The following is a 23,429-nucleotide window of genomic DNA, read 5'->3' as shown; positions in this document are numbered from 1 at the left end:
GATTACCATAAAAAACTGTAAAGTAAAAAATTCCCAATATTTAAATAAATAGGGAAGAAACTGAACCGCTCGAATCATAACAGAGTTATATGTATATTCTGTTATGATTTTTAGCCAAAAAATCTAAAATACTTCCTTTTGTGTCGGTTTTTTGCAAATATTTTTTCTTTAATTTTGCGGTGTCTCACAATTTAGATACTTTTTGCCTCAATTTTCAGGTCATGCTTGCGTATACTTTCGCAATCTACTTACAATTTGTTATATACCCTTAAAATAACTTCGGTAAACTATTTTTTATTTTTTATGATTTTAGAAAAATCGAGAACGGGAATACGTGTGAGACAATTTAAATCTATAATTCTACTGTCTTTTCTGGTGACAGCAAGCGGGTGTGCGGTTACCTCCGGCTTACAGACCTATAACTTACCGGCAGAAGGTGTCTATCAAACAGACTTGGGGACTTCGGTGAATGTGGTCCGGCTTACTCAAGATACTGTACTCGGTTTGCAACCGGCAGTACAAAATATTCAGCAAGATTATGCTCACCTGTTTACCCAGTCACACCGTAACTATAGCCTTAGTCCAGGCGATATCCTGTCGATCTACTTATGGGCTTATCCTGAAATCACACCTGCTTCCACGAGTGTGAGTAGTGATGAGTCTGCACGCGCGAATGGTTATCAAATTGACCAAAGTGGCTATATTCAATTCCCGATTATTGGCCGTTATAAAGCTGCAGGCAAATCTTTAAGTCAGGTGAATCGTGAGCTGCGCAGTCAGCTATCGCGTTATTTAAAAACGCCAGATGTGGTAGCGCGGGTTCTGTCTTATCAGGGGCAGCGTTACTCGGTACAGGGCAATGTAATGAAAGGCGGCCAGTTCTATTTAAGTGACCAACCGACCAGTGTCTATACCGCTTTAGGTCTGGCCGGTGGTGTCAATGCCCAGCAAGGCAACAATGCTTCCATTACCTTGGTACGTCAGGGACAAACCTATCACTTAAACAGTATTGAACTGGAACAAGCTGGTTTCTCTTTACATAATCTGCTGATTCAACCCAATGACACCCTATATGTGAACAGCCGCGAAAACCAGAAAATCTATGTCATGGGTGAGTCGGGTAAAAACCAGTCTTTACCACTGCGTGATCAGGGCATGAGCCTGAGTGATGTACTCGGCGAAAGCGAAGGTCTCAATCCACTGTCGGCCAGCCGTAGCAAAATTTATGTGCTACGCAGTCAACCAAGTGGTGCGCAAACTGAAGTCTATCATCTGGATTTAAGCAGTATTGCCGACTTTGGTCTGGCCAATCAGTTTAAAATGCGCAGTAATGATATTGTCTATGTCGATGCATCGGGCCTTGCGCGCTGGCAACGTGTGGTGAATCAGCTTATTCCCTTCTCTAGCGTTGTTTATCAACTAGATAATTTGGGTAAATAATGAAAATTAACAATATTCTGGTGGTCTGTATTGGCAATATTTGCCGTAGCCCCATGGCGGAATACTTTTTAAAACAGGAATTTCCGCATTTACAAATTGAATCTGCCGGTATTTCCGGGCTGGTCGGTCATGCAGCCGATGACAAAGCCAGCCTGTGCATGCAGCGTTTAGGGATTGATATGAGCCCGCATGTGGCCCGAAAGCTGAATGCCGAGCTGGTCAAGAAAGCCGACCTGATTTTAGTGATGAGTCAGAATCAGCAAAAACATGTGGAACAGACCTGGCCCTTTGCCAAAGGTAAAACCTTTAGACTCGGCCACTGGCAAAGTAAAAATGTGGCCGATCCTTACCAGCATGATCAGGCGGTATTTGATGAAACCTGCCAGCTGATTCAGGCCTGCATTGCAGACTGGAAAAAATATATTTAACTTTCGAACAAAAGACTATGAGCCAAAATACCAATACAGAAGATACCATTGACCTGAAGGAATTATTTTTCTCCTTAATTGCCCAGTGGAAACTGATTGCTCTCTGTGTCATTTTAAGTTTGGTCTGTGCCTTACTTTATTTAAGAACCACACCAGACACCTATCAGGTCGATGCACTGGTTCAGGTCGAAGAAAATAAAGGGGCATCTGCAGCCTTACTCGGTGATTTGTCCGAGATGATTGAGCAGAAATCACCGGCTCAGGCCGAAATTGAGATTTTAAAATCACGTCTGGTCTTGGGTGACGTGATTGATCGCTTAAATCTAGACATTCAAGTTGCAGGAACAAAGAACTCCCTGCTTGACCGCCTGCTGAATCCGCATGATTATCGGACCGAATATTCAACCCGATCGGTTTTATTCAGAGATGGTGATCAAGCGTTTGATATCCGCCAGTTTGATATTCCACAGGCCTATTATGACAAGACTTTAGAACTACAATTTAAAGAACAACAGTTTAGTCTGATCGATCCAAGAACAGGCCAAGTGGTTTTTTCTGGTTTGTTAAACCGCAATAATCAGGCGACTCATGCGAGTGGAACCTGGAAGGTGGCGATTTTCAGCCAGGACCAGTTCCAGGACCGTTATCTCATCAGTAAACAGTCTCTGCCTGCTGCAGCAAATCGTTTACTGGCCAATTACTCGGTCGCAGAAAAAGGTAAAATGACCGGGATTCTGGGCTTAAATTATGAAGGCCAAGATAAAGCACATATTACCCAGGTACTGAATGCCATTCTGCAAGCATACAGTCAGCAGAACGTGGAACGTCGTTCAGCAGAAACGGCTCAAACGCTTAAGTTTCTGGAAGATCAGTTGCCTGAACTGCGTCAGCAGCTGGATGTGGCGGAACGTGAATTTAACCAGTTCCGTCAGCAGTCCAATACTGTCGATGTGACCAAAGAATCCGAGTTGTATTTAACTCAAAGTATTGCACTGGAAACCCAAAAGGCCCAGCTGGAACAGTCAGTTGCTGAGGCTTCAGCGAAGTATACCAGCGAACATCCGGTCATGCAGCAGATGGAAGCCCAACTGGCTGCGATCAATAGCAGAATTGCCGAGCTGAATGGAACCTTAAAACAGCTACCAGATTTACAGCGCCGTTACTTACAGCTGTATCGCGAAGTCGAAGTCAAACAGCAGCTATATACGGCCCTGCTCAACTCTTATCAGCAGTTAAGAATTGCCAAAGCGGGTGAAATCGGTAATGTGCGTATTGTCGATACCGCTGTTGAACCACTTAAGCCCATTGCGCCAAAAAAACTGCAGATTCTGATTCTGTCAATTTTCCTCGGTGGCTTCCTCGGCACCTTAATCGCACTGTTACGTAATATGATGCGCAGTGGTATTAAAGATGCAGCACAGATTGAGAATGAACTGGATATTCCTGTGTATGCCACAGTACCGCGCTCAGCAGTTCAAGAAAGCCGTGCCAAGCTGCTGAAAAAGAAAAAAGCAATTCCTATTCTTGCAGTTAAAGATAGTGACGATATTGCGGTAGAAAGCATTCGCAGTATCCGGACGACTATTCATTTCTCGCTGACGGAAGCCAAAAATAATATTATTGCTATCTCTGGCCCGGCCCCAGAAGTAGGTAAATCTTTTATTGCAGCAAATCTGGGTGCCATTCTGGCGCAGGGCGGTAAAAAAGTCCTGGTGATGGATGGTGATATGCGCCGCGGCTATTTACACAAGTATTTTAATCAGGATACAGCCCCAGGACTGTCTGAGCTTCTGCTGGGTACTCATACTTTGGAGCAAGTCATCAAGGCCGACAGCTATGAGGGTCTGTACTTTATTTCACGGGGTAAAAACCCATCTAATCCTGCAGAGTTATTAGGTTCACAAAAGTTCCAGGCACTTTTGAGCGAGTTATCTGCTCAGTTTGATCATATTCTGATTGATACGCCGCCTGCCCTGGCAGTCACAGATGGTGTGATCATTGCACAGTCTGCTGGTGTGAACCTGCTGGTGGTACGTCATGCCAAAACTCAGATGAAAGAGCTTGAATTGACCATCAACCGTTTTGAGCAGGCGAAAGTCAAAGTGAATGGTGTGATTCTGAATGATGTACAAAAAGGGGTGGCAAGTAGCTATGGTTATAATTATGCTTATGTATATACTGCAAATAAAGACAATGACTAATTCATTGTAAGCTTTGATTTCACATCCTGCCTTAAGCAGGGTGTGAAATCACCCTCTATTACATTTATCCCAAATGATCATTGTTGAAAAAATCAACTAAAAAACCTATCGTGGTTACAGTTTAAAACTCCTGAGAATTTACAAGAATGTTTAAATCGAAAACACTGCTCGCCAGCTTGGCATTAAGCTCCTCACTAACCTTTGCGCAAGGCATCGTTTTAAATGAGCAAAACCTGCGTACCGATTTAAACTGGTTAAATCAGCAAGGTGTGATTCAAATCAGCACTTCGACCTGGCCAATGAGTGGTGATGAAATTCAACGTGCCCTTTCTCAGGCAAAAGTTAGCAATAGTAATCAACAAAAAGTCATTGATTCTGTCATGGCTCACTTAAATACCAATAACCAGTTACTCAAAGCATCCTTGTTTGCAGAGACAGATCAAAAAAATATTCCTCAAGCCTTTGGTGACCAGCAAAAAGCTCAATATCAAGCAGGTATAGAGTTGAATACAGGTAATCAGAATTGGGATGCTAGACTTCGCGTGAATGCAGAAAAAGATCCCCAGATTGATCATGATCAAGATGTGAATGTTGAAGGGTCTTACCTCGCAGGTAAACTATGGAATCAATGGCTAATTGCTGGGCAAATCCCGACCTACTGGGGACCTGGCCATGATGGCAGCTTAATTCGGGGTGATGCCAGCCGCCCAATCTATGGCATTACTGCGCAGCGTGCCGAACAGCATGCTTTTGCAAATAAATGGCTATCCTGGATCGGACCTTGGCAATATCAAGCCTTTGCCGGACAACTAGATAACTACGATGCTGTACCTGATGCTAAGTTGATTGGTTTACGTGTCACCGCGCAACCTTTACCTTATTTGGAGCTGGGTGCTTCGCGAGCTATTCAATGGGGGGGAGAAGGAAGACCTGAAAGCCTAAGCTCACTTTGGGATGCTTTTGTCGGGAATAAAGACAATGGCGGCACAGGTGAACATGATCCATCAAATCAAATTGCGGGTTTTGATGCACGCTTAAATCTACAACCATTGCTACAAGTCCCAATGGGAATGTATGCACAATATGTTGGTGAAGATGAAGCCGGCGGCTTACCGGCCAAAAAAATGTATTTGGCTGGAGTCGATTATTCCTCTAGCTATAATAATATGCCTTTTCAGCTATATACCGAATGGGCAGACACCCGCACCAATGGCAAGGCCCAAGGTATTTCTTATAATCACAGTGTATATACCGATGGTTTTTACCAGCATGGTTATCCATTAGCGCATGCGATGGGTGGTGATGGGCAAATGATTTCTGTGGGTGGTGATATTCGTTTCGATCGCCTGAATCGTGTTAATGCACGAGTACTGTTTGCCAAGTTGAATGAATCCACCCGAACTACTAATTTAGCTTTTCCAGCGCAAGATAATTTAAAAGCTGTTGATGTGAGCTGGACCCATTATCTACGTCCCGATATTCCACTAAAATTAAATGGCTGGATCAGTAATTCAGACCTATATGGTAATGATGGCGGTGCATCGATTGGAATTGAATTTCCTTTAGAAAAAGGCTTATTTTCCTACTAAGTTCTTTTCAAAAGATACTTTTAGTTGTGACAATCATTGTTGCTAGACATTCTCGAACAATGATTAAAAGCTAAAATAAAAAACCAGCAATAGCTGGTTTTTTATTTTATAAAACTCTACCAAACGGCGATGTTTGCTTGCTAAAAAACCACCCATTCTGCAAGATTTCTTAAAAATTTCTGCTAAGATGGAACGAACATTAACGATAACATCATATTGGAATAATACATGAGTAAGGCCTTACCGATTGCTGTCGCTGTTCTTCTAGGCGGTGCTGCGCTCGTTCCTGTTTACTATGCAACTCAACATCCGGTAAATCAAACTTCTAAGGCATCTAAAGATGCATCTGCAGTTTCTAAGATCAGCTATGCTCTCGGTTATGAAGTCGCACATCAAACTCCACCAGAGCTGGATATCAATAGCTTCATTACTGGTGTTCGTGATGGCCATGCCCGTAATGAGGCAGCCTATAATGAAGAAGAGCTACAGGCAGCTTATGAGCAGTTCCAGAAGGATATGCAGCAAAAGCAGCTTGATGATGCTAAAAAGGCTCAGGCTTCAAGTGATTCTTTCCTGACTGAAAATGGGAAAAAACCTGGCGTCAAGACCACCGCTTCAGGCCTGCAATACCTGGTAACCAAAGAAGGTACAGGAAAATCACCTGCTGCAGATTCTATGGTCAAAGTTCACTATACTGGCAAGCTGGTTGACGGTACGGTATTTGACAGTTCAGTAGAACGTGGTGAACCGATCGAATTCCCACTGAATCAGGTCATTCCAGGCTGGACTGAAGGTCTACAGCTGATGAAAGAAGGTGGCAAAGCCACCTTATATATCCCATCTCAGCTCGGTTATGGTCAGCAAGGGGTACCAGGTACCATCCCGCCAAACAGCACCTTGATTTTTGATGTTGAACTCATCGAAGTAAAATAATACGGTTTAGGGAGAGCAATATGCTCTCCCTTGTTTTTGAGATACTAGAATGAAAATACAAATTAGTCTTGCTGCCCTGCTGTTATGTTCCGGTAGCTTATATGCCAAGGATATCACCACCAAAAGTACAGAAGCAGAACAGGTGGGTTACAGCTTTGGCTATCTTATGGGTCGCAATAATGCCGATTCATTAAAAGGTATCAATCTGGATGCTTTTAGTGCTGGACTGAAAGCTGCCGCAGCAGGGCAAAAAGCCAGCTTGACTGAAGAAGAAATGGCCAAGGTACTGATGCAATACAAGCGTCAGGCAGATGCTCGCGAGTTAATTGAGCTCAAGAAAACAGCTGAAGAAAATGCCAAAATTGGCCGTGAATTCCTGGCTGAAAATGCTAAAAAACCAGAGATTAAAACGACTAAATCAGGACTTCAATACCAGATCTTGCAAGATGGCAAAGGAAAATCGCCAAATGCGAACAGCAATGTCAAAGTACATTATGAAGGTCGTCTGATTGATGGTACTGTGTTTGACAGCTCAATTGCACGTAATCAGCCGGTTGTATTCAAGACCAGTCAGGTGATTATGGGCTGGACCGAAGGTCTGCAACTGATGAAACCTGGTGCCAAATACCGTTTCTTTATACCCGCAGAACTTGCTTATGGACAAATTGGTTCAGGTGATGTGATTGAACCGAATAGCACCTTGATCTTCGATATTGAACTGATTGAAGTCATGAAATAATCAAAAAGGAGATATCCGGGCATATCTCCTTTTTTTGACTAAAAAGAACAAATTAATCTGCTGTAATCCTGTGACATCTGTTTGGCTTTTGCTATGTTTATACTTTCATCCAAATACTGAGCAACAATAGAGGAACTTCCATGGCAGCAATAAAGACACGTGAGATTCAATATACGGCGCAGGATGGCAGCCAGCTAATTGGTTATTTTGCAGCGCCTGAATCCGATACGCCTGTTCCAGGTGTAATTGTGGCACCTGAATGGTGGGGGCGTAATGACTATACCGAACAGCGTGCCCGTGAACTGGCTGAACACGGCTATGCTGCCTTGGCGATTGATATGTATGGCGATAAAAAAGTCACTACGGCATCGAATCAAGCCTATGAATGGATGATGCAGACTTTTGAAGATCCCGATACGATTGTGAACCGTGCTACTGCTGCCCTGAATACCCTCGCGGCACAAGATGAAGTTGATGCAGATAAACTGGCCGCAATCGGTTTCTGTTATGGCGGTAAAGTCGCACTCGATCTGGCGCGTTCTAATGCCCCATTGCAGGCAGTGGCAACTTTCCATGCCAATCTGTCACCCAAAGCACCTGCTCAAGAAGGTCAGGTTCAGGCTGAAATTCTTGTCCTGCACGGTGAACAGGACAGCATGGTTTCACTAGATGATGTTGAAAGTTTCTGTAAGGAAATGCAGGCCGCCAATGTGAAACACGACGTGATCATTTTCAAAGAGGCCAAACATGGCTTTAGCAACCCGCTTGCCGATGAACGGGCCAAAGCCAATGGTGTAGACCTTGGTTACAATGCTGAAGCAGAAAAACAGAGCCTTGAGGCAATGTATGCCCTGCTGGCACGTCGCCTGGCGTAAAGAATATTTGTGCTACTTCACTCTGAGGGGGAGCGGATTAGTGTAAAAAATGATTATTCAAGAAGAAATAAGGAGAATGAAATGGCTGAGAACAACTGTCCATACTGCAACTATGACGAATATGATGTCATTGCCAAAAATGACTTTGGTGTGGTGTTGCCTGAACCGAATTCATTGTCCCAAGGGCATAGTGTAATCGTTCCACTGCGTCATGTGGCTTCCTTTTTTGAAATTACCGATAAGGAACGTAAAAGCTTGATGTCTTTGCTGGAACAGGCACGTAATGAACTGAATTTACGTTATCAGCCATCTGGCTTCCATGTAGGTTTTAATGATGGTGAGGTATTTAAGGCAAAGTCTGAACACCTGCATATTCACCTTATTCCACGTTATGAAGGCAAAGTGCTGAAACTGGATGCCCGTTGGGGAATTGAAGACTAAATTCAGTTTTTAGCTCAAGTTTTACCAGAGTGAATGAACTTCGGATCATTCACTTTTTTATTGCCTGATCTGCCTATTTACCTTGATACACTTTTCACCGATTCCTTTAGCTGAATCCGCTATAATGCCTTCCTGTTTCCCTGCCTTGTCCAGTATTCATGTTTGTATTTTCAGATGCGCTTTTAGAATGGTTTGATGTTCATGGCCGGCATGACTTGCCGTGGCAGGTAGCAGATGATCCCTACAAAGTCTGGGTCTCTGAAATTATGCTGCAGCAGACTCAGGTCAAAACGGTATTACAGTACTTTGACCGTTTTATTGCACGCTTTCCTACGGTTCAGGACTTGGGAACCGCGACCTGGGATGAAGTTGCCCCCTACTGGGCTGGACTTGGCTATTATGCCCGGGCACGTAATCTGCATAAAGCAGCTGGAATTGTAGCTAAGCAAGGTCATTTTCCTGAAACCCTGGAAGAATGGATTGCCCTGCCGGGTATTGGCCGCTCGACGGCTGGTGCATTGATGTCTTTAGGGCTACGTAAATATGGCGTGATTATGGATGGTAATGTCAAACGGGTTTTGTCGCGTTTCTTTGCCATTGAAGATGATCTGTCTAAGCCCATTCATGAACGTGCCATGTGGCAACTGGCTGAAGAGCTATGTCCTCACGAGCGTAATCATGACTATACCCAGGCAATTATGGATCTGGGAGCCACAGTTTGTACGCCCAAGAAACCGCTGTGTCTGTATTGTCCGATGCAACAGCATTGCCAGGCACATCAACAAGGCTTAGAAAACGAGCTGCCTTTTAAGAAAGCTAAAAAACCAGTACCGGTGAAATCTGCCCAGGTACTGATCTTACAATGTGGTGATCAATGGCTGTGGCAGCAACGTCCTAATACTGGACTTTGGGGTGGTCTGTGGTGCTTGCCGATTATCGAAGAAGTACATGAACTGGATATATTAAAACAGAGTCTAGGCTTAAAACAGTTCATACAAAAAGTCGAAATTTCGCATAGTTTTACCCATTTTACCTGGCAACTGGAAGGTCTGGTATTTGTCATTGATGCTGATCTGCAAGAGCATTTAGCTATTGAACTGAATGGCATCTGGCTGGAGCCAACCGCGGCAGTTCAGGCCGGCATCCCCACAGCAATGAAAAAATTGATCTCTGCAACTCAACTGTGACATATTTAGAAATACGAGATTTTTAACTTAATAATTTTGAATTTGATACAGGCGCACAAGGAAGGATGCTTTGCAGCACAATATTCGTTTTGCCATTATTTCTGTTTTGATGCTGCTATTGGCAGCGTGTAGCTCTACTCCCAAACAGCCGGGTTCTGCAGTACTAAATCCGATTCTGGTGCAGCAACTGAGGAATACAACAATGCCCTCCCGGCTGCCGATCCCGGTAGATAACATTAAGACACGCCAGCTCAAGGATACCTGGGGAGCTTCCCGCAGCAGTGGCCGCCTGCATGAAGGTATCGACATTATGGCTCCACGTGGAACCAAGGTTCTGAGTGCGACGGAGGGCCTGATTGCAGACTTACGCAATAACAATTTGGGTGGTAAAGTGATCTGGATACTCGGCCCGGGTGGAACCTGGCATTATTATGCGCATCTCGACGGGCATAAGCGCGGCTTGAGTGTCGGGGACTATGTCAAAAAAGGTCAGGTGATTGGCTATGTTGGCAATAGCGGTAATGCACGGCATACTGCGCCTCACCTGCATTATGGGCTTTATCTGCAGGGTAAAGGCCGTGGTGCGGTAAATCCCTATCCATATTTACGTTAATTTTAGGAAATGTACATGTCAGAAGCGTTGATCAACCGTCTGGTAGAATTTGCTGAGTCAGGCAATCAACAAAAAATCGTGCTCAATGACCAGACTTATCAGGGCTGGATTATGGAAATCACCGAAGATGCACTTCTGATCAGTACCGGTTATGCCGATAAGAGCGGCAAAGATGCCTGGATCCAGTTTAGTGATCTGGAGCAGGCAGAGTTGTCTTACTGGGATAACCAGCAAGATCAATGGACCACATTTAAACTCTAAAAATAAGGAGCATTACATGACCATTCAACGCTGTGGCTGGTGCTCCGATAATTCTCTTTATATTCAATATCATGACCAAGAATGGGGACAGGTTATTCTGGATGAACCGCGTCTGTTTGAAATGCTGTGTCTGGAAGGACAGCAAGCAGGATTGGCCTGGATCACGGTCCTGAAAAAGCGTGAAGCATACCGTGAACATTTCTTTCAATATTCTATTGCAACCATTGCTGCCTTTACAGATGAGCAACTCACAGCAAAACTGCAAGATGCTAGTCTGATCCGGCATATCGGTAAACTGACCGCAATTCGGGATAATGCCCGAGCCTGGCAACAGCTGAAATCTCAAGGTCATGATGTGGTCGAATGGTTATGGTCTTTTGCCTGGCAGCCGCGTTTAAATAATGATGTAGCAAATTATCGTCAGGCTCCGGCGCAAACTGCTGAAAGTCAGCACATGTCCAAAGCCTTGAAGAAAGCCGGTTTCAGATTTGTTGGTCCAACGATTTGTTATGCCTTTATGCAGGCAGTGGGCATGGTCGATGACCATGAAAATCACTGTCACTTTAAAAACAAGATCCTCTCATTCAAATAAGAGCTGAGCCCATGTCTAATAATACCATTCAAGCCTATGCCGCAATGTCTGCAGGTGCAGCACTAGAGCCTTATCAATTTGATGCAGGTGAACTTCAGCCACATCAGGTCGAAGTCAAAGTTGAATATTGTGGCCTATGCCATTCCGATATTTCAGTGCTCAATAATGACTGGGGATCTTCAGTCTATCCTGTTGTAGCCGGCCATGAAATTATTGGCACAATCACACAACTGGGTTCGGAAGCCAAAGGTTTAAAGGTTGGTCAGCGCGTCGGCATTGGCTGGACAGCAGAAAGTTGCCAGCATTGTGACCCGTGTATTTCAGGTCAACAGGTCATGTGTACTGGCGGTCAGGTGGCCACAATTGTGGGTCATGCCGGTGGGTTCGCCGATAAAGTCCGTGCTGGCTGGCAATGGGCAATTCCTCTACCGGAAGATCTGGATCCGACCAGTGCCGGTCCTCTGCTCTGTGGTGGTATTACCGTATTTGATCCGATTCTGAAACATCAGATTCAGGCCATTCACCATGTCGGGGTTATTGGCATTGGCGGTTTAGGGCATATCGCCATTAAATTGCTCAAAGCTTGGGGCTGTGAGATTACTGCTTTTACCTCCAACCTGGATAAAACCGATGAGCTCAAAGCCATGGGTGCGGATCATGTGGTGAACAGCCGTGATCCGGCAGCGATTAAAAAACTGCGTGGTAAATTCGATTTACTGCTCAGTACCGTGAATGTCACGTTGGACTGGCAGGCTTATCTGGCGACACTGGCACCGAATGGTACCGTGCATATGCTGGGCTTACCTTTAGAGCCGATGCAGATTTCGGCTGGCTCATTAATTGGCGGTGCCAAATCCGTGACTGGTTCACCGACAGGTTCTCCAGCAGCTTTACGTCAGTTACTGAAATTTGCCGCGCGTAAAAATATTGCGCCACAAATTGAATTATTTCCAATGTCAGATATCAATACAGCGATTGAACGCCTGCATTCTGGCAAGGCCCGTTACCGTATCGTGTTAAAAGCAGATTTTTAAATTGTTGATTTGAATACACTCATCTGCCCTTCTGCGATAGTCGGGCAGATTTTTATCCGTTGGAGCGTAAAACTTCGGGGTTCAGCCCGAGGATATAAGCGACTGGCGTAAGCCATTAATGCGGTGTTTGCTGTTGCTGAATATAGTGTTTAATAATTCCGATTGGCGCACCTCCGCATGACGCAGCGAAGTAACTTGGAGACCACAGGGCATTGCCCCATAATTTGCTCTTAATTTCAGGATGCTTAGTTCGTAGAATGCGACTAGACGCACCTTTTAAGCTATTCACTAAACTAGAAATGGCGACTTTAGGTGGATAATTGACGAGCAAATGTACATGATCATGTTCACCGTCAAATTCTATCAATTCAGCTTCAAAGTCTAAGCAGACACGTTCAAATACTTCACGCATCGTTTCAAGCATGGCATTGGTGAAAACATCTCTACGATATTTCGCCACAAATACCAAGTGAACGTGCATATTAAAAACACAGTGACGACCTGTTCTAATTTCTTGACTATTGTTCATAGACTAAATATATTCTAATGATGAAAACACTTAAGTTACGTATAAGAAACAAACATTGCAAGGTGCTAGACCAATTAGCATCTGAGGTGAATTTTGTTTGGAATTATGTGAATGATTTAGGATTTAAACATCTCAAGCGTAAGGGTGAATTTCTATCGGCATACGATATTGCAGAATACACCAAAGGTACTTCTAAGGAATGCAACCTGCATAGTCAAACTGTTCAAGCCATTACAGAAGAACTTATTACCCGAAGAAAGCAATTTAAAAAAGCAAAGCTGAAATGGCGTGTAAGCAACAAAAAATCAGCAAGACGATCTTTGGGTTGGATACCATTTAAAAAATCAGGATTCAAGTATGCCGATGGCTGGGTTGAGTACGGGAAAACTAAATTCAACTTATGGGACAGTTATGGTATAGGCAAATACAAGGTTAAAACTGGCTCATTTGTTGAAGATAGTCGTGGGCGCTGGTATGTGTGCCTCGTGGTTGAATCACCTAAACAAGAAAAACCAATAGCAACCAAAGCCATAGGCATTGATTTAGGTTTAAAAGATATTGCCACCTGCTCTGATGGCGCAGTAATCACAAACCCTAAATTCTATCGGAAGTACGAACAGAAATTAGGGATTGCTCAACGATCAAGGAATAAAAAGCGTGTTCGTGCATTACACGCTAAGATTGCAAATTGTCGTAAAGATCATTTGCACAAAGCAAGCACCATGCTTGTAAAAAACAATGCACTAATTGTTGTGGGTGACTTAAGTGCCAGGAAACTAGTCAAAACTAAAATGGCAAAGTCTGTTTTAGATACAGGGTTTTCGGCACTAAAAACATTGCTCAAGTATAAATGCGAGAACGCAGGGGTATTGTTTGAGGAAGTCAATGAAGCCTATACCACCCAAATCTGTTCGTGCTGTGGTGAGATCACCTCAAGTAGTCCGAAAGGTAGGACGGGTCTTGGAATAAGAGAATGGGAGTGCGTAAGTTGCGGTACAGCTCACGATAGAGATAAAAACTCAGCTCTAAACATTCTTGCGCTCGGGCATGAGCGTCTAGCAGTAGGAATCACCCTCCTTTAGGTGGGTGAGGATGTCAAGACTGACTAACGCAGCGCTTCTGGCAATACCGGAACTGTCGAGGATTTATTCAGTTCCAGCTTCATTTTTTGCAACATCTGATAAGGCTGCTGCTGTACAAACATATTTACAAAAGTCAGCGGGATAGAGCCTTCAGGATTGGCATAACCATAAGTAGAGACCTTGACCTTTTTCTCGCCTAAACGGTTAAAAGTCCAATCACCTTCATAATGGGTCAAGCGTACATAATCCGGATTCAGTGGATAGCCCTTTTGAATGGCTTTGTTCTTAATCGTGATCTGGCCATTGGCTTCACGGATCATCTTCCCTTGTACCACTAAGTCCCGGTCTTTCAGCGGAAACGGAAAATCCAGTACCATATACAAGGTAAAATCCCCCTTTTTGTCATCCCGGGAGAGTAGCTTCACATTGCCCATATAAGGCACCCATTTTACTGCATTATCGACATCAATAATCAGGTGTACTGCCTGTTCTATCGGTACATCATAGGTCGTTTCAGCTTTATACAGAAAAACCGGATTATTCTTGTCTTGATAGGTCCAGACCTTGATATTATTTTTATTAATACTGAGTTTGGCATTTGGTACAGATTTAGGCTGTGCTGCGGCGGCAAATGCCACAGCACAGATCATGAGTATGACTTTTTTCATTTCATTGTCGTCTTATTTTAGTTTTAGTTATTCTTATACTTATAAATGATTTTGACGAAAATTTAAACTTGAATATCGTTAAAACCAAGTACATCTTTCATGTCATATTTGCGCGCATCGCGACCAACTACCCAAGCTGCGGCACGTACTGCACCTGAAGCGAAGTTCATGCGGTTAGTGGCTTTATGGGTAATTTCAACGCGTTCACCATCGGCAATAAACATCGCTGTATGTTCACCCACAATATCACCACCACGAATCGTTTGGAAGCCGATACTTTGGCGCTCACGTGGACCTGTATGGCCTTCACGGTGATAGACTGCATCTTTTTTCAGATCACGGCCGAGTGCACCTGCAATTGCCTCACCCCACATCAGTGCTGTACCTGATGGTGCATCCACTTTATGACGATGGTGCGCTTCAATCACTTCAATATCAACGGTATCACCAAATACTTTAGATGCTAGCTCTAGTAGTTTAATTGACACGTTTACACCCACTGAATAGTTGGCAGCGTAGACCACAGGGGTTTCAGTTGCAGACTCATCGAGGTAAGCTTTTTGTTCGTCGTTGAGACCCGTGGTACCAATCACGATGGCCACGCCATTTTCACGGCACACTTTAAGGTGATGTATAGTGGCTGCAGGTGCAGTGAAGTCAATGACCACATCACAGTCTTTCACCACTTCTTCAAGGCTACCCACGACTTTTACACCAACTACACCAATACCTGCCATTTCACCTGCATCTGTACCAATTAAAGTACTTTCTGGGCGTTCAACTGCTGCGCCCAATTGATAGCCGGCTTCTTTCACTGCCTGAATAAGGATGCGTCCCATACGGCCGCCTGCACCTAAAATTCCAATGCGTGGTGTCGCTGACATAACATAGTCCTGATATTGATTCGAAATTGTTCTTACTATAGCAAAACTCGCTCCTAACACTAAGATTGATCGCATAAAAATCAATGAAAAGAATTAAAGAAGATCATGAGCGTTTTTGATATGCAGGAAATGTTTAATTAAATTTTAAAGAGTCGGCTTTCTATAAAATATTGGGCAAGCTGTTTTTCCTGTATACACGATGAGCTCAGGATTAAAAATATAAAAAGCCCATAGGATCACCATGGGCCAGTTGTATGAGAGCAATACCTTGAAAATAGAAAACTAAAAATTCAGCTTTGAATATCTGAAAGATTTACTCTTCTAACAGACTTCTTAACATCCAGGCTGTTTTCTCGTGTACATTCAGACGTTGAGTCAGGATATCTGCAGTTGGCTGGTCATTTGCCTTGTCTACAATGTCAAACATGCTTCTTGCGGTACGGGCAACCGTCTCATGGGCATTGACCAGTAAGCGAATCATTTCCTCCGCTTTAGGAACACCTTCAATTTCCTCAATAGAAGTCAGCTTTGCAAACTGCTGATAGGTTCCTGGCGTCGGAAAGCCCAAAGAACGGATCCGTTCTGCAATAATGTCTAAAGCATTCCACTGTTCGGTATATTGCTGCATAAACATGTTATGTAGAGTATTAAATTGCGGGCCGGTGACATTCCAGTGAAAGTTATGGGTCATTAAATATAAGGTGTAGCTATCGGCAAGTAGTCTGGATAGACCTTCTACAATTTCCGCTCTGTCTTCGGCTGAAATACCAATATTTACTTTTATCATCTCGGTTACCTTAAATTTTAAAAAAATTATGCGTGATCAACTTCTTTATTCTTATAATCAGTTTAGCTACTTCAGCAAATTGCAAAAGATGAGATCAGTATCATTTATGTTAGCTTTGTTGAAATAAAAGAGTAAGTTCAAGCCACAGGAATGTAAGGTATGACAGGAGCTTTACTGAGCAGTAAACTTATACAGAAACCTGAGGAAGATACCAATTTTTTCTCTTTAAAAATCGGTGGACTATAAAGCTAAGATATAAAAAAGGACGCCTGAGCATCCTTTTTTATTTTCATTCAATTAGTCAAACAGACGATCAAAGAATGATTTTTTCTTCGGTGAAGATTGGCTACCTTCCCCATCCATTGATGCTTGCAGCTCTTTCAACAATTCACGCTGACGTGCAGTCAGGTTTACCGGTGTTTCAACCACAATCCGGCATAACAGGTCACCAGTCATGCTGGTACGAACAGGTTTTACACCCTTACCACGTAAACGGAATAATTTACCGGTTTGCGTACCTTCCGGGATTTTCAGGCTGACACGGCCATCCAGGGTTGGGATTTCAATCTCTTTACCCAATGCAGCATCAGCAATTGAAACAGGCACATCCATATACAGGTCAGCACCATCACGCTGGAAGATCTCGTGCTCACGCACCACTACTTCTACGTACAGATCGCCTGATTGACCATCACGAATCGCTTCACCCTTACCGGTTAAACGTACGCGGTCGCCATTGTCCACACCCGCTGGAATGGTAACTTCCAGGGTTTGCTGACGATCAGATACGCCCGAACCATGACATTTATTACATGGATTCTTGATGATCTTGCCTTGACCACGACAGGTGCTACAGGTTTGCTGTACAGAGAAGAAGCCCTGCTGCATACGTACCTGGCCTGCACCATGACAGGTCGGACAAGTTTCCACATCATTCGGATTTTTGGAACCTTTACCATCACAGGCATCACATGGTGCAGGTGCAGTGAAAGTAATAGTTTTCTTGACGCCTTTGACTGCTTCTTCCAGGCTCAGTTCCATGACATAACGTAAGTCAGAACCACGGCGCGCACGTTGTTGCTGACGACCACCACCAAATGCCCCACCAAAGATGTCACCGAACTGGCTGAAAATATCTTCTGCGCTAAAACCACCGCCGAAGCCACCGCCGCCGCCCATACCACCTTCAAAGGCCTGATGGCCCATGCGGTCGTACATGCTGCGCTTTTCGCTGTCAGACAGTACTTCATAAGCTTCTGAAGCTTCCTTGAACTTTTCTTCAGCTTCTGGATTGTCAGGGTTGCGGTCTGGATGATATTTCATCGCCAACTTACGGTAGGCTTTTTTAATCTCATCATCACTAGCGGTTTTAGCAACACCCAAAACCTCATAATAATCACGTTTAGCCATGTCTGGCGATGCTCCTCACGGAATTTTATTTAATACTTAACTGTGGTCTGAAATTGGGGGTCAAACCAGTTTTTACAAGGGGGAATATGAAAAAAAATCGAAAGCCTAGAAAACAGCTTTGCTTTGATAGAATTTGGAAACGCCCTTGAACCAGGCATTAATCATGAAAATAAACGCAATAAAGCTGAATACGACGCCAGCGACCGTGCAGGCTTTCACCCATAACATGCTGTCCCAGGCATGGAAAAAGAGTGGAATGAACCAGAGGGCTGCAAAAACAGCCAGCATGGTATAGATTACCACATTACGCATGATCCACAGCGCTTGTGCCTGTAGCCAGACTTCTGCATAGTCGACCTGAGCGACTTTGCGTGCTAACCAATAAGAAAAAATTCCAAAAATCACGGTAAAAGAGGCTAAAAACATGAACACATATGCAATGGCTACAGAGCGCCGCATTTGAGTTAAACTTTTTTGATTCATGTCTCTTTCAACCTCGTTGCCCGTTTCTGCAACACGGGAAAAACGGCAACTTCGCATTTTTTAAAATTGTAAAATTATCAGGCACTACTATATTAAAAAATTTAATATTTCGCACCTGATTTTAAGACAGTTTTAGACCGATCGCGAAGTTTTCTTTACCTTAAACCATTGCGCATACAAGGCCGGCAGGAAAAACAGGGTTAACAGTGTCGCCACAATCAGTCCGCCCATGATAGCAACTGCCATGGGACCGAAGAAAATGCTACGTGAAAGTGGAATCATGGCCAGTACAGCAGCCAAGGCAGTCAATACAATTGGACGGCAACGGCGTACCGTGGCATTGATGATGGCATCCCATTGTGATTCCCCAGCCTGAATATCCTGTTCAATTTGATCAATCAGAATCAGGGAATTACGCATGATCATGCCTGAGAGTGCAATCGTACCCAGCATGGCGACGAAACCAAACGGTTTATTAAACAATAACAGAAAGAGTACCACGCCAATGATGCCCAGTGGGGCGGTCAGGAACACAATAAAGGTCCGTGACATACTTCTTAGCTGGATCATCAGCAGGGTCAGAACCACTGCCAGGAACAATGGCATACCGGCATTCACAGAGGTCTGACCACGTGCTGATTCCTCTACGGTTCCGCCTACCTCAATCAAGTAGCCACTTGGTAATTGAGCTTTAATGCTCTCCAAGACAGGAGCAAGCTGATTGACCACGGTGGCTGGTTGTAAATTGCTACGGATATCCGCACGTACGGTAATCGTCGGCAAACGGTTACGATGCCAGATTAGTCCCTCTTCAAAGCTGTATTCAATATTGGCAATCTGCGCCAAGGGCACAAAGTTACCACGTGCAGTGGGTACCGCCAGACTGCTTAAAGATGCCACATCGACACGTTCAGCCTGCTCACCACGCAGACGGATTTCAATCAGCTCACGTTTTTCCCGGAACTGATCCAGTCCCGCGCCTGCAATGGAGCTGTTCAGGAAATTGGCCAGATCACTACTGCTCACACCCATCTGACGGGCACGGTCCTGATCAATGTCTAATTTGATCACTTTACTTGGCTCGCCCCAGTCCAGATGCACATTGGTGGTGTTCTGGTTTTCAGCTACCTTGGCAGCGACTTTTTGTGCCCAGCTGCGTACCAGTGCCAAGTCTTCACCCGACACCCGGAATTGAAGTGGATAGCCGACTGGTGGACCATTTTCCAGCAAGGATACACGAGTACGTACTTCAGGTAACAGCAGACGAATCTGCTTGCTTAAAGATTCACGGATTTCATTGCGATCTTCCAGGGAAGAGGCCAGTACCACAAACTGGGCAAAGCTGGTTTGAGGCAATTGCTGATCAAGTGGCAAATAGAAACGCGGTGAACCGGTGCCGACGTAAACCACGTAATTATCAATGCCCTCCTGTTTAGACAGGAAAGCTTCGACTTTTTTCACAGCAGCTTCGGTGGCTTTCAGTGAAGCCCCCTCTTCTAGTTTCAGATCGACCAGGATCTCCGCCCGATTGGAGGGTGGAAAGAACTGTTGCGGTACCAATTTAAACATGATGATCGACAGGACAAAAATTCCTACAGTCAACGCAATCACGGTCTTGCGATAAGTGACACAGGTATTTACCCAGCGTCTAAAACCCTGATAGAACCGGGTTTGATAAGGATCATGATGCTCCCCCGCATGATGCACAATCGGCTCTGGTTCAGGCTGCTTGCGCAGACGTGCCCAGAGGCGCTGATACCAAGGTGCTTTCTGGATCAGGTCTTTATTAAAATCCGGCAGGAGTTTGTCACCCAGATAAGGGACAAACAGCACCGCAGCAATCCAGGACACCAGCAAGGCCAGGGTCACCACCTGAAAGATAGAACGGGTATATTCCCCAGTGCTGGATGCAGCAGTCGCAATTGGCAGGAAGCCAGCTGCCGTAATCAGGGTTCCGGTCAACATCGGAAATGCCGTGGTACGCCAGGCATGCCCGGCAGCTTCCAGCCGGCTATAGCCCTGTTCCATTTTGATCGCCATCATCTCAATGGCAATAATGGCATCATCGACCAGCAGGCCAAGTGCCAGAATCAGTGCACCTAGGGAAATCTTGTGCAGACCGACATCAAATAGCTGCATCCCGGCAAAGGTCATCGCCAGCACCAAAGGAATCGAAAAAGCCACCACCAGACCCGGACGGAAACCGAGAGAGAAGAAGCTGACCAGAAGCACGATAATCACCGCTTCCGCCAGCACCTTCATAAACTCGTTGATACTGCGTTTGACCGCCACCGGCTGATCCGATACTTTTTGCAGGTCCATCCCCAGAGGCAGGGATTTCTGCAGGCGGGCAAATTCCTGTTCCAGATGTTTACCCAAGGCAATGATGTCCCCACCCTTACGCATCGATACCGCAATACCAATACCGTTTTCCCCCATAAAACGCATACGTGGCTGGGCGGGATCGGTAAAGCCGCGATAGACCTCTGCGACATCGCCGAGCTGGATGGTTTTACCATTCACATACAGTGGCATCTGCTGTAGCTCTTCTACAGTCTGCAATGCACCGCTGACCCGAACCTGAATCCGGTCTGTGTCAGTTTCAAAGAAACCGGCATTGCTCATAGCATTTTGCTGTTGTAGCGATTGCTGAATGGCAGTGACTGGAATACCCAGCTGTGCAGCTTTGGTATTAGAAATCTCAATCCAGATTTTCTGGTCTTGCAGGCCAATCAGCTCAACTTTGGCAACATCTTTGACACGCTGCAATTGCAGTTGCAGACGGTCGGCATATTCTTTGAGTGTCGCGTAGTCGAAATCTTTGCCTTTCAGCACATAGATATTGCCGAAGGTATCGCCGAATTCATCGTTAAAGAACGGACCTTGCACGCCTTGTGGCAGTTCATGCCGGATATCATTGACTTTTTTGCGCACCTGATACCAAACATCAGGAATATCTTTGGAGCGTAAACTGTCTTTGGCAATAAAGGTCACCAAAGATTCCCCTGGACGTGAGTACGCCATAATGCGTTCATACTGTCCCGTGGTCATCAGCTCCTTTTCAATCCGGTCCGTGACCTGCAGGGAAACTTCCTGTGCACTGGCCCCCGGCCAGTAGGTCTGGACCACCATCACCTTAAAGGTAAAAGGTGGATCTTCGCTCTGTGACAGTTTGGAATAGGACATGATGCCGACCAGACCGAGCAGAATCATGAAGTACAGCACCAGACCCTTATTTTTCAGGGCCCATTCGGAAAGGTTAAAATTCATGTTTAACCTCCAGCCCGAATGGTCACACTACGGTTCTGACGGTCAATCGGACGGATTTTTTGCTGATCCCGGAGCAGGTGAATGCCTCCAATCACGACATAATCATCTGCTTTGAGGCCACTCAGCACAGGCACAGAGTCACGGCCATAAGCACCAATCTGTACCGGCAGCTTACGCACGGTAGAATCCGGCTTAACCACCATGACATAGGCCTGGCCATCCGTCGCAGAGACACTGGATAAGGGTACGCTCAGCGCATTGTCCTGAGTTTTGATAAAAAACACACGGGCACTTTGTCCGAGCTGAATCGACTTCTGACCTTCACGTAGTGCTACCCGCACCGTAAAAGTCCGGGACTGATCTGCAGCCGGAGAAATCTCACGCACATAAGCACTGAATTTTTCATCTTTTTTCGACCAGAGGGTAACCCAGGCCGGCTGACCAACCTTAATCTCGCTCACCGCCTGTTCCGGTACCCCAATCACCACTTCACGATCTCCGGAGAGTGCAATTTCAAAGGCTGCCTGTCCTGCTGCCACGACCTGACCGACTTCAATATGACGTGCAGTAATCACGCCATTTTTATTGGCAATTAAGCGGTTATAACCCGTCTGGTTACGGCTGACATCATAATTGGACTGGGCCTGCTTTAGATTCGATCTAGCTGCCTTATATTGATTCTCGACTGCATCATATTGCGAGCGGCTGACCGCATTGGCCGGCAGTAACTGTTTAAAACGGTTCAGTTCATCTTCCGCAATTTTGGCTGCGGACTGGGCACTTTCCAGTTGGGCACGCGCTGCGTTTAACTGCAGTTCCGCATCCTTGACATCTAAGCTTGCCAGTACCTGCCCGACCCGCACCTGATCCCCGACATCGACATAGCGCTGGATGATCTGACCAGCGACCCGGAACGCCAGCGGCGTTTGCTGACGTGCCTGCACATCCCCGGCATAGCTTTTCTGTTCTAAATAGGAAGTATTCGGCTGAGTCACCATGACAAAGGGAACTTCCTGTTCTGTTGCCGCATTGTTTTTGCTGCATCCCCCTAAGGTCACACTGCAAGCTATAATCATGCCGGTCAGGACGTACTGAATCGTGCTCATGTTGTCTGCTCTTATCAAATAATGATTTTTCTGGTCGATAGACTGCGCTATAGTGAACTGGTTATTTTTTAATTAATATACCATGCGGCACACTAATTAGAATTCCCCCCATAAAACAATGACCATTTTTATTTTTTTGGAAAAAAATGTGCAAATTCCCGTAGGACGTCCTAAAGATCTCGAAAAGCGCCGGCGTATTCTGGATGCGGCCAAACACCTGTTTCTGCAGCATGGCTATCATGGTTCCAGCATGAACCAGATTGCGCAGGCTGCAGGCGTAACCAAGCTGACGGTGTATAACCATTTTCAGGACAAAGCCACACTGTTTACCTGCGCGATTGAAGATACTTGCGAGCATCTGATTCCAGCCAGTCCAACGACACTGCTGCATGCCAAGAGCAATTTTTGTGATGCGTTGCATGAAGCCTGTATATTGTCGATGAATATGGTCAATCTGCCGGAAGCGATTAAACTGGATTTACTGCTGATGGAACTGGCTTCCGAGCAAAGTCCTTTAACTCAACAATTCTTTAATGCCTCGCATCTGCGATTAAGCCAGCTCTGGCAAGAGTTCTTTCATCTGGCCCAGAGCTATCATTTTATTCAGCAAGATGATCCATTGCGTCAAACTGAACTGATGCTCTCACTGCTATTTGGTAACCGGCATCAGAAAGTTCTGCTGGGTGTGTTTCCCGTACCTGCCTTAGAAAAACAGCAAATAATTATTCAGGACGCTATTCATATTTTCTTATTGCGCTATGCCGCCTAAAATGCCAATTTGTAATTAGATTCATACAAATTGGCATTCACCTTGCTATTTTATAGGCAGGTCGTGTCCGACTTTTGTCTGTAATGGGCTTGGAATGCTTTCCAGGCG

General features: G+C 45.0%; 23 protein-coding genes. 15 read left to right on the top strand and 8 right to left on the bottom strand.

The window, feature by feature from the left end; translation table 11 throughout:
• Positions 1–336 precede the first annotated feature (336 nt).
• The 13 genes from HADU_RS13205 to ahr all read left to right on the top strand — a co-directional run bounded on the left by HADU_RS13205 (position 337) and on the right by ahr (position 12,333).
• Positions 337–1,440 carry a polysaccharide biosynthesis/export family protein gene (locus HADU_RS13205; RefSeq protein WP_004814139.1) on the top strand — a complete coding sequence of 368 codons (1,104 nt, stop codon included), beginning with the start codon at positions 337–339 and terminating at the stop codon, positions 1,438–1,440.
• On the top strand, positions 1,440–1,868 hold the full coding sequence (locus tag HADU_RS13200; protein ID WP_004814137.1) for a low molecular weight protein-tyrosine-phosphatase: 429 nt from the start codon (positions 1,440–1,442) through the stop codon (positions 1,866–1,868). The genes HADU_RS13205 and HADU_RS13200 overlap by 1 nt, the downstream gene beginning before the upstream one ends.
• A 17-nt stretch (positions 1,869–1,885) precedes the next feature.
• Complete coding sequence (locus HADU_RS13195; RefSeq protein ID WP_008307024.1) at positions 1,886–4,069, top strand: polysaccharide biosynthesis tyrosine autokinase; 2,184 nt, start codon at positions 1,886–1,888, stop codon at positions 4,067–4,069.
• 146 nt (positions 4,070–4,215) lie between these two features.
• Positions 4,216–5,658, top strand: coding sequence for a capsule assembly Wzi family protein (locus HADU_RS13190; RefSeq protein ID WP_008307022.1), 1,443 nt, complete (start codon positions 4,216–4,218; stop codon positions 5,656–5,658).
• Between the two features lie 228 nt (positions 5,659–5,886).
• Complete coding sequence (locus tag HADU_RS13185; protein WP_005220396.1) at positions 5,887–6,591, top strand: FKBP-type peptidyl-prolyl cis-trans isomerase; 705 nt, start codon at positions 5,887–5,889, stop codon at positions 6,589–6,591.
• A gap of 49 nt (positions 6,592–6,640) precedes the next feature.
• Entirely contained in the window at positions 6,641–7,330 is a 690-nt protein-coding gene (locus tag HADU_RS13180) for an FKBP-type peptidyl-prolyl cis-trans isomerase (protein ID WP_008307019.1), read from the top strand.
• 116 nt (positions 7,331–7,446) lie between these two features.
• A complete protein-coding gene (locus HADU_RS13175) occupies positions 7,447–8,205 on the top strand; it encodes a dienelactone hydrolase family protein (RefSeq protein WP_264653532.1) in 759 nt (252 codons plus the stop codon).
• A 36-nt stretch (positions 8,206–8,241) separates the two neighbouring features.
• Entirely contained in the window at positions 8,242–8,646 is a 405-nt protein-coding gene (locus HADU_RS13170; RefSeq protein ID WP_264653531.1) for an HIT family protein, read from the top strand.
• Positions 8,647–8,804: 158 nt separating this feature from the next.
• Positions 8,805–9,833 carry an A/G-specific adenine glycosylase gene (gene mutY, locus HADU_RS13165; protein ID WP_008307012.1) on the top strand — a complete coding sequence of 343 codons (1,029 nt, stop codon included), beginning with the start codon at positions 8,805–8,807 and terminating at the stop codon, positions 9,831–9,833.
• A 109-nt stretch (positions 9,834–9,942) separates the two neighbouring features.
• Positions 9,943–10,446, top strand: coding sequence for a M23 family metallopeptidase (locus tag HADU_RS13160; protein ID WP_376746327.1), 504 nt, complete (start codon positions 9,943–9,945; stop codon positions 10,444–10,446).
• Positions 10,447–10,461: 15 nt separating this feature from the next.
• Positions 10,462–10,707, top strand: a complete 246-nt coding sequence (locus HADU_RS13155; RefSeq protein ID WP_008307008.1) for a hypothetical protein — start codon at positions 10,462–10,464, stop codon at positions 10,705–10,707.
• A gap of 16 nt (positions 10,708–10,723) precedes the next feature.
• On the top strand, positions 10,724–11,299 hold the full coding sequence (locus HADU_RS13150) for a DNA-3-methyladenine glycosylase I (protein WP_008307007.1): 576 nt from the start codon (positions 10,724–10,726) through the stop codon (positions 11,297–11,299).
• 11 nt (positions 11,300–11,310) lie between these two features.
• Positions 11,311–12,333, top strand: coding sequence for an NADPH-dependent aldehyde reductase Ahr (gene ahr / locus HADU_RS13145; protein ID WP_008307005.1), 1,023 nt, complete (start codon positions 11,311–11,313; stop codon positions 12,331–12,333).
• A gap of 115 nt (positions 12,334–12,448) precedes the next feature.
• Here ahr and tnpA read toward each other — a convergent pair whose 3' ends face one another.
• Positions 12,449–12,862: an IS200/IS605 family transposase gene (gene tnpA, locus HADU_RS13140; RefSeq protein ID WP_004782114.1), complete on the bottom strand. Its 414-nt coding sequence runs from the start codon at positions 12,860–12,862 to the stop codon at positions 12,449–12,451.
• Between the two features lie 20 nt (positions 12,863–12,882).
• Between tnpA and HADU_RS13135 the strand changes: the two genes are divergently transcribed.
• Complete coding sequence (locus HADU_RS13135; protein WP_034592995.1) at positions 12,883–13,944, top strand: RNA-guided endonuclease InsQ/TnpB family protein; 1,062 nt, start codon at positions 12,883–12,885, stop codon at positions 13,942–13,944.
• Between the two features lie 23 nt (positions 13,945–13,967).
• On the opposite strand, the gene HADU_RS13130 is transcribed toward HADU_RS13135, so the two are convergent.
• The 7 genes from HADU_RS13130 to HADU_RS13100 all read right to left on the bottom strand — a co-directional run bounded on the left by HADU_RS13130 (position 13,968) and on the right by HADU_RS13100 (position 22,552).
• Positions 13,968–14,612: a hypothetical protein gene (locus tag HADU_RS13130; RefSeq protein WP_034592976.1), complete on the bottom strand. Its 645-nt coding sequence runs from the start codon at positions 14,610–14,612 to the stop codon at positions 13,968–13,970.
• A 62-nt stretch (positions 14,613–14,674) separates the two neighbouring features.
• Complete coding sequence (gene dapB, locus HADU_RS13125; RefSeq protein ID WP_008307000.1) at positions 14,675–15,496, bottom strand: 4-hydroxy-tetrahydrodipicolinate reductase; 822 nt, start codon at positions 15,494–15,496, stop codon at positions 14,675–14,677.
• Between the two features lie 313 nt (positions 15,497–15,809).
• Positions 15,810–16,283, bottom strand: coding sequence for a Dps family protein (locus HADU_RS13120; protein ID WP_004814100.1), 474 nt, complete (start codon positions 16,281–16,283; stop codon positions 15,810–15,812).
• 297 nt (positions 16,284–16,580) lie between these two features.
• Complete coding sequence (dnaJ, locus tag HADU_RS13115) at positions 16,581–17,693, bottom strand: molecular chaperone DnaJ (RefSeq protein ID WP_004895889.1); 1,113 nt, start codon at positions 17,691–17,693, stop codon at positions 16,581–16,583.
• A gap of 105 nt (positions 17,694–17,798) precedes the next feature.
• The gene (locus HADU_RS13110; protein WP_004814094.1) at positions 17,799–18,176 is read right to left on the bottom strand and encodes a hypothetical protein; all 378 of its coding nucleotides are present in this window, start codon (positions 18,174–18,176) and stop codon (positions 17,799–17,801) included.
• A 132-nt stretch (positions 18,177–18,308) separates the two neighbouring features.
• The gene (locus HADU_RS13105; RefSeq protein WP_008306994.1) at positions 18,309–21,446 is read right to left on the bottom strand and encodes an efflux RND transporter permease subunit; all 3,138 of its coding nucleotides are present in this window, start codon (positions 21,444–21,446) and stop codon (positions 18,309–18,311) included.
• A 2-nt stretch (positions 21,447–21,448) separates the two neighbouring features.
• Positions 21,449–22,552 (bottom strand): efflux RND transporter periplasmic adaptor subunit, encoded by a 1,104-nt coding sequence (locus tag HADU_RS13100; protein WP_008306992.1) that lies wholly within the window; start codon positions 22,550–22,552, stop codon positions 21,449–21,451.
• Positions 22,553–22,700: 148 nt separating this feature from the next.
• On the opposite strand from HADU_RS13100, the gene HADU_RS13095 reads away from it, so the two are divergent.
• Complete coding sequence (locus tag HADU_RS13095) at positions 22,701–23,321, top strand: TetR/AcrR family transcriptional regulator (protein ID WP_034592993.1); 621 nt, start codon at positions 22,701–22,703, stop codon at positions 23,319–23,321.
• The last annotated feature ends 108 nt before the right edge of the window (positions 23,322–23,429 follow it).

Origin of the sequence: Acinetobacter sp. HA (assembly GCF_000264725.1) — a bacterium.
GTDB classification, from domain to species: Bacteria; Pseudomonadota; Gammaproteobacteria; order Pseudomonadales; family Moraxellaceae; genus Acinetobacter; species Acinetobacter schindleri.
This window is presented reverse-complemented; position numbering and strand designations above follow the sequence as displayed.

Coding starts and splice junctions, on each gene's coding strand:
- HADU_RS13200 (WP_004814137.1), top strand. CDS start 1,440: ATGAAAATTAACAATATTCTGGTGGTCTGTATTGGCAATATTTGCCGT.
- HADU_RS13195 (WP_008307024.1), top strand. CDS start 1,886: ATGAGCCAAAATACCAATACAGAAGATACCATTGACCTGAAGGAATTA.
- HADU_RS13190 (WP_008307022.1), top strand. CDS start 4,216: ATGTTTAAATCGAAAACACTGCTCGCCAGCTTGGCATTAAGCTCCTCA.
- HADU_RS13185 (WP_005220396.1), top strand. CDS start 5,887: ATGAGTAAGGCCTTACCGATTGCTGTCGCTGTTCTTCTAGGCGGTGCT.
- HADU_RS13180 (WP_008307019.1), top strand. CDS start 6,641: ATGAAAATACAAATTAGTCTTGCTGCCCTGCTGTTATGTTCCGGTAGC.
- mutY (WP_008307012.1), top strand. CDS start 8,805: ATGTTTGTATTTTCAGATGCGCTTTTAGAATGGTTTGATGTTCATGGC.
- HADU_RS13160 (WP_376746327.1), top strand. CDS start 9,943: ATGCTGCTATTGGCAGCGTGTAGCTCTACTCCCAAACAGCCGGGTTCT.
- HADU_RS13155 (WP_008307008.1), top strand. CDS start 10,462: ATGTCAGAAGCGTTGATCAACCGTCTGGTAGAATTTGCTGAGTCAGGC.
- HADU_RS13150 (WP_008307007.1), top strand. CDS start 10,724: ATGACCATTCAACGCTGTGGCTGGTGCTCCGATAATTCTCTTTATATT.
- ahr (WP_008307005.1), top strand. CDS start 11,311: ATGTCTAATAATACCATTCAAGCCTATGCCGCAATGTCTGCAGGTGCA.
- tnpA (WP_004782114.1), bottom strand. CDS start 12,862: ATGAACAATAGTCAAGAAATTAGAACAGGTCGTCACTGTGTTTTTAAT.
- HADU_RS13135 (WP_034592995.1), top strand. CDS start 12,883: ATGAAAACACTTAAGTTACGTATAAGAAACAAACATTGCAAGGTGCTA.
- HADU_RS13130 (WP_034592976.1), bottom strand. CDS start 14,612: ATGAAAAAAGTCATACTCATGATCTGTGCTGTGGCATTTGCCGCCGCA.
- dapB (WP_008307000.1), bottom strand. CDS start 15,496: ATGTCAGCGACACCACGCATTGGAATTTTAGGTGCAGGCGGCCGTATG.
- HADU_RS13120 (WP_004814100.1), bottom strand. CDS start 16,283: ATGATAAAAGTAAATATTGGTATTTCAGCCGAAGACAGAGCGGAAATT.
- dnaJ (WP_004895889.1), bottom strand. CDS start 17,693: ATGGCTAAACGTGATTATTATGAGGTTTTGGGTGTTGCTAAAACCGCT.
- HADU_RS13110 (WP_004814094.1), bottom strand. CDS start 18,176: ATGAATCAAAAAAGTTTAACTCAAATGCGGCGCTCTGTAGCCATTGCA.
- HADU_RS13105 (WP_008306994.1), bottom strand. CDS start 21,446: ATGAATTTTAACCTTTCCGAATGGGCCCTGAAAAATAAGGGTCTGGTG.
- HADU_RS13100 (WP_008306992.1), bottom strand. CDS start 22,552: ATGAGCACGATTCAGTACGTCCTGACCGGCATGATTATAGCTTGCAGT.